Below are 12809 nucleotides of genomic sequence, written 5' to 3' on the forward strand. Positions count from 1 at the left end.
TAACCAAAACTACAAGGGACTTTGCCAAGCTCGGCCCATGCATAATCTTGTCAAACACGACTTTCAGCCCGGCGTGTCAGCGACCGGCAATGAGAGCATTTCCAGCAATGAATTGCACATCTTGCGCGATCTTCTTCGCCTGCTGCCCACCGGCGTGACGGTGCAGGACGAGCACGGCGAATTCCTCGTCGTGAACGAAGCCGCCGCCGCGCAATTGCAGCTTGCCGCCAGCCAGCCGTCGGCGATCGACGACCGCCACGAAGCCTCCCTTGATATGCTGCGCGACGGCCGCCCCGTGGTGATCGAGGAGACGCTGACCTGCGGCGCCTCCAAACACGTGTTTCTCACTTCGCACCGGTCGGTGCAGATCGCCGGACGTACCCTGCTGATCTCAAGCTCGACCGACATCAGCGCGCAGAAGGCGTTTGAAGACCAACTGTTTCGCTCTGCCTACTACGACGAGCTGACCGGCCTGCCGACGCGGCGGGTGATCGAACACCGGGTCAACAGCCTGATCCGCAGCGACGGATCACACGACCAGTTCGCGCTCGCCTTCCTCGACGTCGACAATTTCAAGCACATCAACGACTACTACGGACATGCGATCGGCGATGCGCTGCTGATTGAGCTGTCCAAGCGGCTCGGACACGCCCTGCGCGACACCGACATCCTGTCGCGCATCTCCGGCGATGAATTCCTGCTTCTGCTCAACCCGGTCAGCGGCGAGCGGGAGGTCGCGGAGTTCATCCGCATCATGCAGGAGCGACTGAAGGCGCCGTTCTTCATCGATCAGTCCGAGATCTTTGCCTCGACCTCGATCGGCGTCAGCCTCTATCCCGTGCACGGCAGGAGCTACGAGGCGCTGCGGCAGAACGCAGACATCGCGATGTACCGCGTCAAGAACAACGGCAAGGGCTCGACCGCGTTCTTCGACACCAGCATGGAGCGCGAGGCGCTGGCGCGGATGAAGATCGAGCAGTCGCTGCGGCTGGCGATCCTGGAAAAGCGCTTCTGCTGCGCGTTTCAGGCCAAGGTCGACATCCGCACCCAGGAGGTCATGGGCATCGAGGCGTTGGTGCGGCTGCGCGATGACGAAGGCGTGATCCAGGCGCCCGGCACCTTCATCAACCTCGCCGTCGAGCTCGGGCTGATCGACGAGCTGACGCTCCTGGTGCTGGCGGAGATCGTCAAGTCGATCGACCTGATCAACGACACATTCGGTCCGACTACGACGATCAGCATCAATGTCGCCGCCAAGCAGGCCGGCAATCTCGAATTCATGCGCGCGTTCGCCCGCGCGATCGAAGAAACCGGGTTTCCGAAGCGCTTCATGATCGAGGTGACCGAGGATGCGTTCGTCACCCGGTCGCATTTCCAGGACCAGATCCTGCCGATCCTGCGCAAGATCGGCGTCGGCATCTCGATCGACGATTTCGGCATCGGCTATTCGTCGCTGTCGGCGCTTGCCGACATCACCGCGGACGAGATCAAGATCGACCGCTCCTTCATCACCGACATCCATAAGCGGCCGCGCAGCCAGGGCATCCTGCGCGCGATCGAATCGCTGAGCGAGGCGCTCGGCATGACCGTGATCGCCGAGGGCATCGAATCCTACGAGGAGCTCACTTATCTGCAGGCCGCGACCCGGATCCGCTACGCGCAGGGCTACTACTTCGCCAAGCCGATCTTTCTCGAAGACCTGAAGCCCGCAACCCCGCTCGCCAGCGAGAGCCGCGCGAGCCTCGCCGCGCGGCCGACGCCGGAGAACCGCGCGGCCTATTCGCGCGCCAACGGCTTCCGCCGCTGAGGTCAGGCGATGCTGGACGTGCTCCTGCCCGGCTGGACGAGCCACGATCGGCGCGCCTGACGTCCGGGTCAGTGGGAGGATGCGTTATGCGGCCTCAGGATGTCGGATAGAAACTTCTGCGCGCGGGGGTGTTCCGGCGACGTGAAGAACTGGTCCGGCCTCGCCCGCTCGACGATCTTCCCTTCATCCATGAACCAGATCCAATCCGCGACGTCGCGGGCGAAGCCCATTTCGTGCGTGACCACCATCATCGTCATGCCGTCCTGCGCGAGCTGTTTCATGACGGACAGCACCTCGCCCACCATTTCGGGATCGAGCGCACTGGTCGGCTCATCGAACAGAATCACCGGCGGACGTTGCGCGAGCGCACGCGCGATCGCCACCCGCTGTTGCTGACCTCCTGACAGGTTGGCAGGCATCGCATCCGCCTTGTGCGCCAGTCCGACCTTTGCAAGCAGCGAATCCGCCAGCTCGTCGGCTTGTGCGCGGGACATGCCACCGACCTTCACCGGCGAAAGCGTGATGTTCTGCCGGACCGATAGATGCGGGAACAGGTTGAACTGCTGAAACACGAAGCCAATGCCGGCGCGCAATGCATTGATGTCCCTTCCCTGCTTGTAAATGTCCTCGCCACCGATCCGAATCGTGCCACGCTGTATCGGCTCCAGACGGTTGATCGTGCGGATCAAGGTCGACTTGCCCGACCCCGATGGTCCGCACACGACGAGCACCTCGCCGTTCGTCACTGAACCCGTGACATCACTCAGGGCATGGTAACTGCCGTACCATTTGTTGACCCCGTCCAGCTCGATCATGTTTGTCCGCATCATGGTCTCCACGCGTTGTGCAGCTCACTCAGGCAATGCCCATTTGCCTTCGGTGCATCCGTCGCTCCAGATACTGCGCGATCAGGGATATCAGGTAACAAACCGCGAAGTAGAAGCACGCCAGAGCCATGAAGGTCTGGAACGCCTTGCCGACTTCCATGCTGCTGACCTGCTGCGCCGCAAACGTCACTTCCTGAACGCCGATGATGTACACGATCGACGTTGCCTTGATCGTCGAGACGAACTGATTGACGATCGACGGCACCATATTCGCCAGCGCCTGTGGCAGCATGACGTGCCACATCGTTTGCCCGTAGCTCAGCCCAACGGAGCGCGCGGCTTCAGCCTGGCCGGCGGGCAGCCCCTGCAAGCCGGCACGCACGATCTCGCCCAGAAACGCCGATTCATAGACGACGATCGCGCACAGCGCGGTCACGAATGCGGGCACAGCGATGCCGGTCAGTCGCGGCAGCACGAAGTACGCCCAGAAGATGATCATGACCAGCGGAATGCCACGAAAGGCATAGACCCAGACGGTCGCCAGAAGCCGCGGGCCGCGCAAGGCTCCGGTGCGGGCGATGCCGATCACGATCGCAATCGGAAATGAGAGCAGCATGCCGAGGAAGGCAAGGATCAGCGTTGCAGCAAATCCGCCCAATGGACCGTTCGGCCACGACCCGACGAGGAAGAGCGCCCCGTATTGTTGGATAAGCTCGATCATCATCAGGCCTTGAAGGTTGGCGGGAATCGCCTGCCGAACCAAGCGCCCAAGCCCATGATCGTCAGCGACAGCGCGAGATAGGCGACGGTCGCGGTTGCGAACACCTCCAGCGAACGGAATGTCAGATTCTCGATCGCCTTGACCTGGTAGGTCATCTCGGCGACGCCGATCACCATGGCCAGGCTGGTATCCTTGAACAGGATGAGCGTGCGGTTGAGCAGCGGTGGCACGGCAATCCGGACGGCTTGTGGCACCGTCACATAGCGCATGGCCGAAAAGGCCGACAGCCCGATCGCTCTCGCCGCCTCCTGCTGCGTCTTGGGGATGGCACGCAGGCCGGAGCGGACGTCTTCCGAGAAATACGCGCTGACATTGAGAGACAAGGCGATCGCCGCAAAGATGAACTCCGACTGGTTCTGATTGATCCATTGGCGGATCGGGTCCGGGAGAACCTCGGGCACGCCGAAATACCAGACCATGATCTGCACCACTGTCGGGACGTTGCGGTGGTACTCGACAAAGACGCGCATGATCCAGCCGAGCGGCGGAAACGGAATTGCCCGCAATCCGACGACGACAAAGGCCATCAGAAGGCCGCCGGCCCAGGACGCGACGAACAGTTCCAGCGTGGTGGCAAGCCCCGACAACAGACGGGGCGCAACGCTTTGGCTCGCCAGGAAGCTCCAGTCGAAATTCACTGGAGTCGCCCTATTGCGCCGTGCTGACGGGTTCGACCTTGAAGTTGCGCGACAGGCCGTAGACAGTGTCCTTGCCCATCCAGCGATTGAAGATGGCGTCGAGCTCGCCATCGGAATCCATCTTCTGGATCACGCCGTTGATGGCCGCCAGCAGCTCCGGATTTCCTTTGTCGACCACGAGGCCGATGTGCTCGACCGCCGTCGGCTCCTGCAGCAACGCATAGCGCTCGGCCGATGCCTCCGACGCGTTGAGGAAACGCTTGAGGACCAGCTCGCCGGCCGTAAAAGCGTCGACGCGACCGCTCTGTAGCGCGAGATTGCACGCGGCCACGTCCTGGAAGCCCATCACGCGGCTGTTGGTCAGGACCCGCTCGGCGATGGCGGCGGAGCTCGATCCTTTCGAAGCGCACACGCGCTTGCCGGCGAGGCCGGCAAGGTTGGCGATGCCTGCGCTTTCGCGGACCAGCACCTTGATCTCTCCCCGCAGATATTGAAGGCTGTAGTCGACCTGTTGGGCACGTTCGGGCAGATAAGCCATCGATCCCGCCACAACATCCACCCGCCCAAGCTTCAGCTCGGGAATTCTTGCTTCGGTGGACAGGGGACGATGCTCGAGTTCGACGCCGAGACCCTTGGCGAGAGCCTTGCACATATCGACATCATAGCCGACGAAGGTGCGTGAGCTCTGGTCCTGATAGGCATAGGGAACGCTGGTGCTCTGCGTGCCGCAGACGAGCTTGCCACGTTCCTTGATCTCCTTGAGACGGTCGGCATGCGCGGCGCCGGCCGTCAGGAAAAGAGCGAAGACGGTGATTCCCAAAGTATTCGCGTACGGCCTTCCTCGCATCGTTCTGCTCTCCTGATTCGGTGTTATCGAAAGACGAAGCGTGCCCTCTCCTGCGGGTCGATCTGCCGGACGAGGTTCGTCTCCCATTCAAGATATTGGCGTGCGGCCTGCTTGTTGCCGTCGTGCCGGTTGTGCACGAAGAACAGGAAGTCGATGCAATCTGCATCTGGCGGCTCGGCAGGGGTAGCGGCGATCGACAGCTTGGCCCCGCGCCAGTCCTCCGGTGTCCCGCAATGAATTCGGACGTCGGTCACGCCCTGCTCGCGCAGCGTCTCCGCGGCCAGAGCCGCAACGCCGGGCGACGAGGCGATCAGAATCACGGGCTCGTCCAGCGCAAGGGACAGGCGGTCGAGGCGCGGCCGGATCGACCAGCGCGCGCCGGCGAGATGGGCGGCGCGAAACTCCGTGCTGGAGCGGATATCCACCACCTGACACCCACCTTGGCGCAGCTCGTCCACCAGCTCCTCGACGGACAGGGCTGCGGGCGGCGAGGGCTGGATCGCGGTGACCGGCATTGCCGCAACGTTGGCAGCGACACCTTCGTTGAGAACGACGGCTTCCCAACCCATCTGCGTCAGCCAGCTCGCCACGACCCGGGCGCGGATTCCCTCATCGTCGAAAAGCACGAGCCGCGCGCGCTGCACGCCGACGTATTGATCGGTCGCCTGGATCAACTGCCCGCCCGGGGTATGCTGGGCGCCGGGCAGCGAGCCGCTCGCGAACTCCTCCGGAGTGCGCACATCGCACAGGAAGGTCGTGCGATGCGTCTCGGAGAGCCAGCGTCTCACCGTCCTCTCATCGACGACCTCGACGCCAAATCGATCCGCGAGTGCCTGGGCTCGCGCACGCCGGCCTTCGATGTCGGCCGGATTCACGGCCTGGTCGTGGCGACGCTGCACGCCATGTTCAAGCTCGAGATCCGCAAGGAACCAGCCCTGCGTGCCGTTCTCGAGGGCCATGACGGGATTGGGCAGCCCGAGATTGATCAGCGTCTGCGCGCCAATGATGCTGCGGGTGCGCCCCGCGCAATTGACGACGATAGTGGTGCTCCTGCTCGGCACCAGATCATCGACACGAAGCGCAAGCTCTCCGTTCGGGCATGAGGTTGCGCCGGGGATGCTCATCTTCTTGAATTCCGCGAACGTGCGGCCGTCGAGCACGATCAGATCGTCTTTCCTCCCGATCCGCTCGGCCAGCTCGCGGGCGCCAATTCGGGGCGTCTCAAAGAAGTGTTCGGCCAGTTCACCGAATGTCTTGCTTGGCACGTTGACGCCAGCAAACAGTCTGTAGCCGGCTGCAGTCCATCCTTTTGCGCCGTCCTCCAGCACGGACACGTCGGAATACCCCATGCGGGCAAGCTGCACGGCGGCACGTTTGGCAACGGTTGCGCCGTCTTCGTCATAGACGACGATCCGGGCGCTCAGCCGCGGCACCAGCCGCGTGATCTCGCATTCCAGACGGCTGAAAGGCGCGTTCACCGCAAAGAAGAGGTGGGCCTCGCCATACTCACCGTGTTCGCGGACATCGATGAGGGCAATCTCCTCCTTGTCGTCCAGCCAGGCTTTCAGGGCGGTTGCGGTGAGGCATCCGATCGTCGTCTTGGATTGGGAAGGCATCGTTCCTTGGCTCATGTGATCGGTGAGGACCGAAGAGAAAATGTGGGAACTATTCAAAGCCGAACCGCCGCGACGTCAGGGCTTGAGCGGCGCGAGGGCCTGACCGAGGTCGGCGATAAGATCCTCCGGGTTCTCCAGCCCGATATGCAGGCGGACGACGCGGCCTCGCTGCGACCAGTCGCACAGCGTACGCGCTTTCATCATATCGGCGGGCACCACCAGACTTTCGAAGCCGCCCCATGAGGCCCCCACGCCAAACAGGCGGAGCCGATCGATTGTCGCCTCGACGTCGGCTTGCGAGAACTCCTGGCGAAACTCGAGCGACAACAGGCCGTTCGTGCCGCTGAAGTCGCGACGCCAGATCTCATGTCCTGGATGACTCGGAAGAGCCGGGCAGATCACCCGGGCGATCTGCGGTTGCTGCTCCAGCCAGCGCGCCACGAGCATGGCATGGCGTTCATGCATCTGCAGACGCGGCGCCAGGCTCCTCAAGCCGCGCAACACCAGATACGCATCGTCGGCGCCTACGGTCTGGCCGAAATCGACCGATGCGAGCTGGATGGCTTTCCATGCCCGCTCGTTGCTGACGAGTGCTCCCATCATCACGTCGGCATGACCGCCGAGATATTTCGTCGCGGCCAGCACGGAGATATCGGCCCCAAGCGACAACGGACGATAGAGCAGGCCGGAGCCCCATGTGTTATCGACGGCCAGAAGACAGCCGCACCGCCGCGCCAGTTGAGCAAGCGCCGGCAAATCCAACATCTCGAAGGCCAGCGATCCCGGACATTCGGCATAGATCAGCTTAGTCTCCGGACGCAGTCGCGAGGCGATGTCGCTGCCATCGGGCAAATAGAACTCGACCTTGACGCCAAGTCGCACGAGATGCTTGGCGCAGAAGCGACGAACCGGCTCATAGACGGCGTCGGTGACCAGCACGTGATCGTTGGGCTGCAGCAGCCCGAGCATCATTGTCGCAATCGCAGCCTGTCCCGTTGGAAAGAGCTGCGCCCGATGTCCACCCTCCAACTCGACCAGCGCGTCCTCGAGGGCGAAGGTGCTGTCCGTCCCCCGTGCCCCATAGGAGGCGACGCGCTGCTCTTCCCGAACCGCGCGCGTTTGCCGCCATTGCGAGACGCTTTCGAACACGTAGGTGCTCGCACGTGTCACCGGCGTATTCACCCATCCGACATGGGGGCGACCGGCGCGCAGAAGACGCGTCGAGGCGCTCAGCGAATCCTGATCCACAGATTCAGCTCCGCGTCTTCACGCCGATCTTCATCACCTCGCACGTGCCCTTTTCCAGATCATAGACGAGGCGCTCGTCGAGCGTCTCCAGCGCACGACCGTACATGTGCAGGTGCCGGATGATGTCGTTACCCTCGATGTGCACCGAATGGATATCGTCGGGCATCAGCGCGATGCCGGAGCCCGGCTCGATGACCACCCTTTTCGGCGCGCCGAGCACGCCGACTCCCGGTCTGGAGCCGTCGTCGAGGCGCTCATAGAGGTAGTTGGTCTCGGCGCCTTCGACAGCCGCGATGCAGGCCCATGTCGTATGGTTATGCGGAGGGATTTTTTTGCCGGACCGCATGACGTTCAGATAGAGCGCGTAGGTCTGATCGTCGTCTTGCGTGATCAGATAGCGAGCCTGCTGCTCACCTTCCGTGGGCGCCGGGTACCGGTCGCTCGCCCACCAGTCGCGATGGGACGCGAGCTCCAGGACGGTGTCCAGCGCGACCTGCAACTTGTCGGGCGTGGCACCTCCATCTAAAGCATCTCTAATGTTTGAGACCGCCGAATGGATAGCGCTCATATGAGGGTGCGCAGACGTCACGCTGGTTTCCTCTTCTTTTCAAGGTTGTGAGGTTACGCTACGTTTGCTCCGACACCGGCACAAATTAGAATGGCAGGCGAAAGCATTAGCGATTCTTATGAAACTTCTTAAGGAGGTCTAATGATTAATCTCGATATCGACCTCCTTCGGACGCTGGTCGCCGTCGACCGACGCGGAACGTTCGCTGCCGCAGCCGAGACGGTGCTGCGGACACAATCCGCCGTGACGCAGCAGATGCAGCGCTTGGAACAAATGCTCGGCATGCCCCTGTTCGAGCAACGTGGCCGCAGCAAAGTCCTCACGCCACAAGGCGAGATGCTCGTGCGCTACGCGCGGCAGATTCTCGTCATCAATGACGAAGCCGTCAGGACCATGACCGGGAAGCAATTCGAAGGCACCGTGCGGATCGGATCGCCGCTTGATGTCGCCGATTCCCTGCTGCCGACCATCCTCACGCATGTCGCGCGCTCCCTGCCAAGCATCAAGATGGAGATCCGCGTCGATCGCAGCCCGTTTCTGATGGAGGCCCTCCATGCCGGCGACATTGATCTGACGGTCTCCACCCGGTTCGATCAAACGTTGGAGGGCATGGTGATTCGTCGGACCCCCACCGTCTGGCTGTGCTCCGCCGACTATGTTCACGACCCCGCGCAACCCGTGCCGCTGGTGCTCGCCGATGAGCCCAGCATTTTCAGGCGCGTTGCCCTCAACGCCCTCGAGCAATCACGCGTCGCCTGGCGCGCAAACTACGTCGCCCCCAATCTGGTAGGCATCAAGGCGGGGCTGCGCGCCGGCCTTGGCGTCACCGCGCGCGGAGTGGACTTCCTCAATCCTGAATTCAGGGTGCTGGGCGAGGCCGACGGACTGCCGAAACTTCCTGATATGACCTATTTTCTTTGGACCCGACGCGGCGCATTGGTGCCGTTGACGCGGCATGTCTATGATCTTCTGATCCGCAGCATGGGTCTGACCGAGCCCGGTCGACGCCCCTGACCCACCAGGTCATACCGACCGCGCCGGCGCTCAGAGAAATAATTCGGGCCCAGCCGCCAAGCTCGCCACGCACCTGATATTTCGACTCCTGAAAAATGGAGCTTGTTGAGTTGGTTGCGGCCACACAACCATTCCGCTCAAAACACATCCGTTCCGATTAAGCGTTGAGTAACCGATTTTCCTAACGGCTTATGCGAACTCTGCGGCTTATCCATGCCGGCAGGGGTATGGCATGCGTGGATCGATGCAGGGGCAGGCGGACGTCCCATCAGAACCGAGTACAAGGCGATGGCGGGTCGCGGCGGCCCCTCGCGGGCCGGTGCTGTGGCTGAGCGTGTGCGGCGCCCTGCTGGTGACTGCAATCTTCGCCGGCACCATCATGACGGTCGGCGAATTCCGCGAACGCGCCCTCGTCAACAGCGAGCGCGAGCTGGAGAACACTGTCCTGCTGCTCGCCCGCCACTTCGATCAGCAGTTCGAAGACTCCGACATCATCGCCGAGACCATGATCGACAAGCTGCGGATCTCCGAGATCAGTTCGCCGGAGCTCTTCAGGACCAGGATGTCGACGCCGGAGGCGCATCAGATCATCAAGGCCAGGAGCGTCTCGTTCCTCGGCAAGATCTCGCTGTTCGATGCCGACGGCAAGGTCATCACCTGGTCCGGCGATTTGCCGCCGCCGGCGAGACTCGACATTTCCGGGCGCGACTATTTCAAGAGCTTCAAGTTCGATGCGCACCCGGAGCCGGTGCGCACAGAAACCCTGCGCAGCATACTGATCAGCGGTCTCAGCACCATCATCGCCCACCGCCTGAGTGGGCCGGACGGCGGCTTCCTCGGCGTCATGACGCGGCGGATCGATCCCCTGAACTACGAGAAGTTCTTTGCCTCGGTCACGCCAGGGACGAGCGCTGCGATCACCATGGTCCAAACCGACGGCACCCTGCTCGCGCGCTATCCGCATGTTGACGCGTTGATCGGCCGCAAGCTCTCCGCCGCGCGGCTGGTGGAGCTCACCGTGCGCGAGGGCGGCCAGCACACGATGCGCATGATCAGCCCGATCGACGGCACCGCGCGGCTCGGCTCGGCGGCGAAGCTCCGCCATTTTCCCGCCGTCGTCATCGCCACCAACACGATCGAGGCCGCGCTCGCCGACTGGCGGGCGCAGACCCGCTTCCTGATCTCCGCCGCGACGCTCGCTGCCGCTACTGTCGCGCTGATTCTGTTCACCCTGATCAGGCAGATCATGCGGCAGAACCACGAGGCGCGGCAGCGGCTGGTCGCGGAGCGGCAGCGGCTCGACACCGCGCTCAACAACATGATCCAGGGCCTCGTGCTGTTCGACACTGCGGCCCGCGTGGTGGTCTGCAACCAGCGCTACCTCGAGATGTGTGGCCTATCGCCGGGGCTCATCAAGCCCGGCTGCAGCTTCGAGGAGGTGATGCGGCACCGCAAGCTGAGCGGATCGTTCGTCGGGGACCTCGACGCGTTCTGCACGACGGTGCGGGCCAATATCGCCAACGGACAGGTGATGGAGGTCGTCACCCCGACCGCGGACGGACGCTGCTTCTCGATCGTCAACCAGCCGTTGGCCCATGGCGGCTGGGTCGCCACGCTCGAGGACATCACCGAACGGCGCAACCTGGAGCAGGAGCGCGACCGCAACAACGCCTTCCTGCGCGAGATCGTCGACCACATTCCCTCGCAGATCACGGTGAAGGACGCGCACACCCGCCGCTATCTGCTGGTCAACCGCGTCGCCGAGACCCATTTCGGCACCTCGCGCGAGAACATCATAGGTAAGACGGCGGTCGACATCTTCCCGCCGGAGCTCGCGGCAGTGATCGCCGAAGACGACAACACTGTCCTGCAATCGGTCGATGGCCTGTTCAAGGACGAGCACCGCTGGCTCAGCCATGTGACTGGCGAGCACTACATCACGTCGCAGCGGATCGGCATCCGCGACCAAGCCGGCATGCCGCGCTACATCATCACCGTCGTGGACGACGTCACCGAGCGGCGGCGTGCCAATGAGCGGATCGCCCATCTCGCCCATTACGATGCGTTGACAGACCTGCCGAACCGCGTGCTGTTCCGTGAGCAGATCGAGCGCGAGCTGGAACGGGCCAGGAAAGGCCAGCAATTCGCCCTGCTCTATATCGACATCGATGAGTTCAAGGGCATCAACGATTCGCTCGGACACCATGTCGGCGACGAGCTGCTCAAGACCATCGCCGGCCGCATCAAGGCCTGCTTGAGTGAAGGCGACCTGATCGCGCGGCTCGGCGGCGACGAGTTTGCAGTGATCCAGACCGCGATCCGCGGCATTGGCGATGTCGAGGATTTCGTCGCCAGCGTGCATCGCGCGATCCGGCAGCCTTGCGATTGCCTCGGCCATCATCTGTCGACCGATGCCAGCATCGGCGTCGCACTGGCACCGCGGGACGGCACCGACCTCGATCAGTTGATCCGGAATGCCGACATCGCGATGTACAGCGCCAAGGCTGGGGGCCGCCACACCCACCGCTTCTTCGAGCCCGAGATGGGCGCGATGGCCCGCGCGCGGCTGACGATGGAACAGGACCTGCGGCAGGCGATGACCGATGGCGGCTTCGAGATTCACTATCAGCCGCTGCTCGACCTCAACAGCGGCGAGGTGACTGGCTGCGAGGCGCTGCTGCGCTGGCGCCATGCCGAGCGCGGCATGATCTCGCCGGCGGAATTCATCCCGGTCGCGGAGGACACCGGCCTGATCGGCGAGCTCGGCGAATGGGTGCTGCGGACCGCCTGCATGGAGGCCGCGACCTGGCCGGACGACATCCGCCTCGCCGTCAACGTGTCGCCGATCCAGTTCAAGAACATCTCGCTGGCGCTGAAGGTCGCAACTGCGCTTGACGCCTCCGGTCTGAAGCCGAGCCGGCTCGAGCTCGAAATCACCGAAGCGGTGCTGATCGGCGACGACGAGGTGGCGCTCGCGATCCTGCACCAGTTGCGTGCCCTCGGTGTCAGGATCGCGCTCGACGACTTCGGCACCGGCTATTCGTCGTTGAGCTATCTGAAGCGCTTCCCGTTCGACAAGATCAAGATCGACCGCAGCTTCGTCAGCGACATCGCCGTCGACGGCTCGGCGACGATCGTGCAGTCGGTGGTGAACATCGCCACCTCGCGCAACATGACCACGACGGCGGAAGGGGTCGAAACCGAACAACAGCGCGACTTGCTGCGCGAGCTCGGCTGCACCGAGATGCAGGGCTACCTGTTCAGCGCCCCGAAGCCGGCCGCCGAACTGAGGCATCTGCTCGCCGCGTGCGGCGCACCTGCGCTCGCGCGCGCCTAGAGCATTCGGTTCTGATTGAATCAGAACCGAAGCTCTAGATTCTTGCTTTGATGCGCGTTCCTCACGCGAACTGGTATCCACTTCGCTCGAAAACGCTCTGGGCCGTACCTACCGTAGCGCCGGCCG

Annotated in this window: 10 protein-coding genes; 3 read left to right on the plus strand and 7 right to left on the minus strand. The window is 63.0% G+C overall.

Annotated elements, in window-relative coordinates:
* Nucleotides 1-37: 37 nt before the first annotated feature.
* Nucleotides 38-1807, plus strand: coding sequence for a putative bifunctional diguanylate cyclase/phosphodiesterase (locus P6U25_RS35285; RefSeq protein WP_407149339.1), 1770 nt, complete (start codon nucleotides 38-40; stop codon nucleotides 1805-1807).
* A gap of 68 nt (nucleotides 1808-1875) precedes the next feature.
* On the opposite strand, the gene P6U25_RS35290 is transcribed toward P6U25_RS35285, so the two are convergent.
* From P6U25_RS35290 to P6U25_RS35320, 7 genes are all read right to left on the minus strand, one after another.
* Nucleotides 1876-2622 carry an amino acid ABC transporter ATP-binding protein gene (locus P6U25_RS35290; protein ID WP_407149340.1) on the minus strand — a complete coding sequence of 249 codons (747 nt, stop codon included), beginning with the start codon at nucleotides 2620-2622 and terminating at the stop codon, nucleotides 1876-1878.
* Nucleotides 2623-2662: 40 nt separating this feature from the next.
* Nucleotides 2663-3358 carry an amino acid ABC transporter permease gene (locus tag P6U25_RS35295; RefSeq protein WP_407149341.1) on the minus strand — a complete coding sequence of 232 codons (696 nt, stop codon included), beginning with the start codon at nucleotides 3356-3358 and terminating at the stop codon, nucleotides 2663-2665.
* Complete coding sequence (locus P6U25_RS35300) at nucleotides 3358-4053, minus strand: amino acid ABC transporter permease (RefSeq protein WP_407149342.1); 696 nt, start codon at nucleotides 4051-4053, stop codon at nucleotides 3358-3360. Before P6U25_RS35300 ends, P6U25_RS35295 begins: the two co-directional genes overlap by 1 nt.
* A 10-nt stretch (nucleotides 4054-4063) precedes the next feature.
* Complete coding sequence (locus P6U25_RS35305; protein WP_407149343.1) at nucleotides 4064-4900, minus strand: ABC transporter substrate-binding protein; 837 nt, start codon at nucleotides 4898-4900, stop codon at nucleotides 4064-4066.
* Nucleotides 4901-4923: 23 nt separating this feature from the next.
* Nucleotides 4924-6516, minus strand: a complete 1593-nt coding sequence (locus P6U25_RS35310; protein WP_407149344.1) for a rhodanese-like domain-containing protein — start codon at nucleotides 6514-6516, stop codon at nucleotides 4924-4926.
* Nucleotides 6517-6591: 75 nt separating this feature from the next.
* Entirely contained in the window at nucleotides 6592-7686 is a 1095-nt protein-coding gene (gene metC, locus P6U25_RS35315; protein WP_407149345.1) for a cystathionine beta-lyase, read from the minus strand.
* An 82-nt stretch (nucleotides 7687-7768) separates the two neighbouring features.
* Nucleotides 7769-8263, minus strand: a complete 495-nt coding sequence (locus P6U25_RS35320) for a hypothetical protein (protein WP_407149347.1) — start codon at nucleotides 8261-8263, stop codon at nucleotides 7769-7771.
* A gap of 210 nt (nucleotides 8264-8473) precedes the next feature.
* On the opposite strand from P6U25_RS35320, the gene P6U25_RS35325 reads away from it, so the two are divergent.
* Nucleotides 8474-9346, plus strand: coding sequence for a LysR substrate-binding domain-containing protein (locus P6U25_RS35325; RefSeq protein WP_407149349.1), 873 nt, complete (start codon nucleotides 8474-8476; stop codon nucleotides 9344-9346).
* A gap of 244 nt (nucleotides 9347-9590) precedes the next feature.
* Nucleotides 9591-12683: an EAL domain-containing protein gene (locus P6U25_RS35330; RefSeq protein ID WP_407152706.1), complete on the plus strand. Its 3093-nt coding sequence runs from the start codon at nucleotides 9591-9593 to the stop codon at nucleotides 12681-12683.
* The last annotated feature ends 126 nt before the right edge of the window (nucleotides 12684-12809 follow it).

Origin of the sequence: Bradyrhizobium sp. ORS 86 (assembly GCF_045571475.1) — a bacterium.
Classification (GTDB): Bacteria; Pseudomonadota; Alphaproteobacteria; order Rhizobiales; family Xanthobacteraceae; genus Bradyrhizobium.

What these genes read in the sequence shown, in the direction of transcription:
- P6U25_RS35285 (WP_407149339.1), top strand. Translation starts at nt 38, where the DNA reads ATGCATAATCTTGTCAAACACGACTTTCAGCCCGGCGTGTCAGCGACC.
- P6U25_RS35290 (WP_407149340.1), bottom strand. Translation starts at nt 2,622, where the DNA reads ATGATCGAGCTGGACGGGGTCAACAAATGGTACGGCAGTTACCATGCC.
- P6U25_RS35295 (WP_407149341.1), bottom strand. Translation starts at nt 3,358, where the DNA reads ATGATGATCGAGCTTATCCAACAATACGGGGCGCTCTTCCTCGTCGGG.
- P6U25_RS35305 (WP_407149343.1), bottom strand. Translation starts at nt 4,900, where the DNA reads ATGCGAGGAAGGCCGTACGCGAATACTTTGGGAATCACCGTCTTCGCT.
- P6U25_RS35310 (WP_407149344.1), bottom strand. Translation starts at nt 6,516, where the DNA reads ATGCCTTCCCAATCCAAGACGACGATCGGATGCCTCACCGCAACCGCC.
- P6U25_RS35325 (WP_407149349.1), top strand. Translation starts at nt 8,474, where the DNA reads ATGATTAATCTCGATATCGACCTCCTTCGGACGCTGGTCGCCGTCGAC.
- P6U25_RS35330 (WP_407152706.1), top strand. Translation starts at nt 9,591, where the DNA reads ATGCAGGGGCAGGCGGACGTCCCATCAGAACCGAGTACAAGGCGATGG.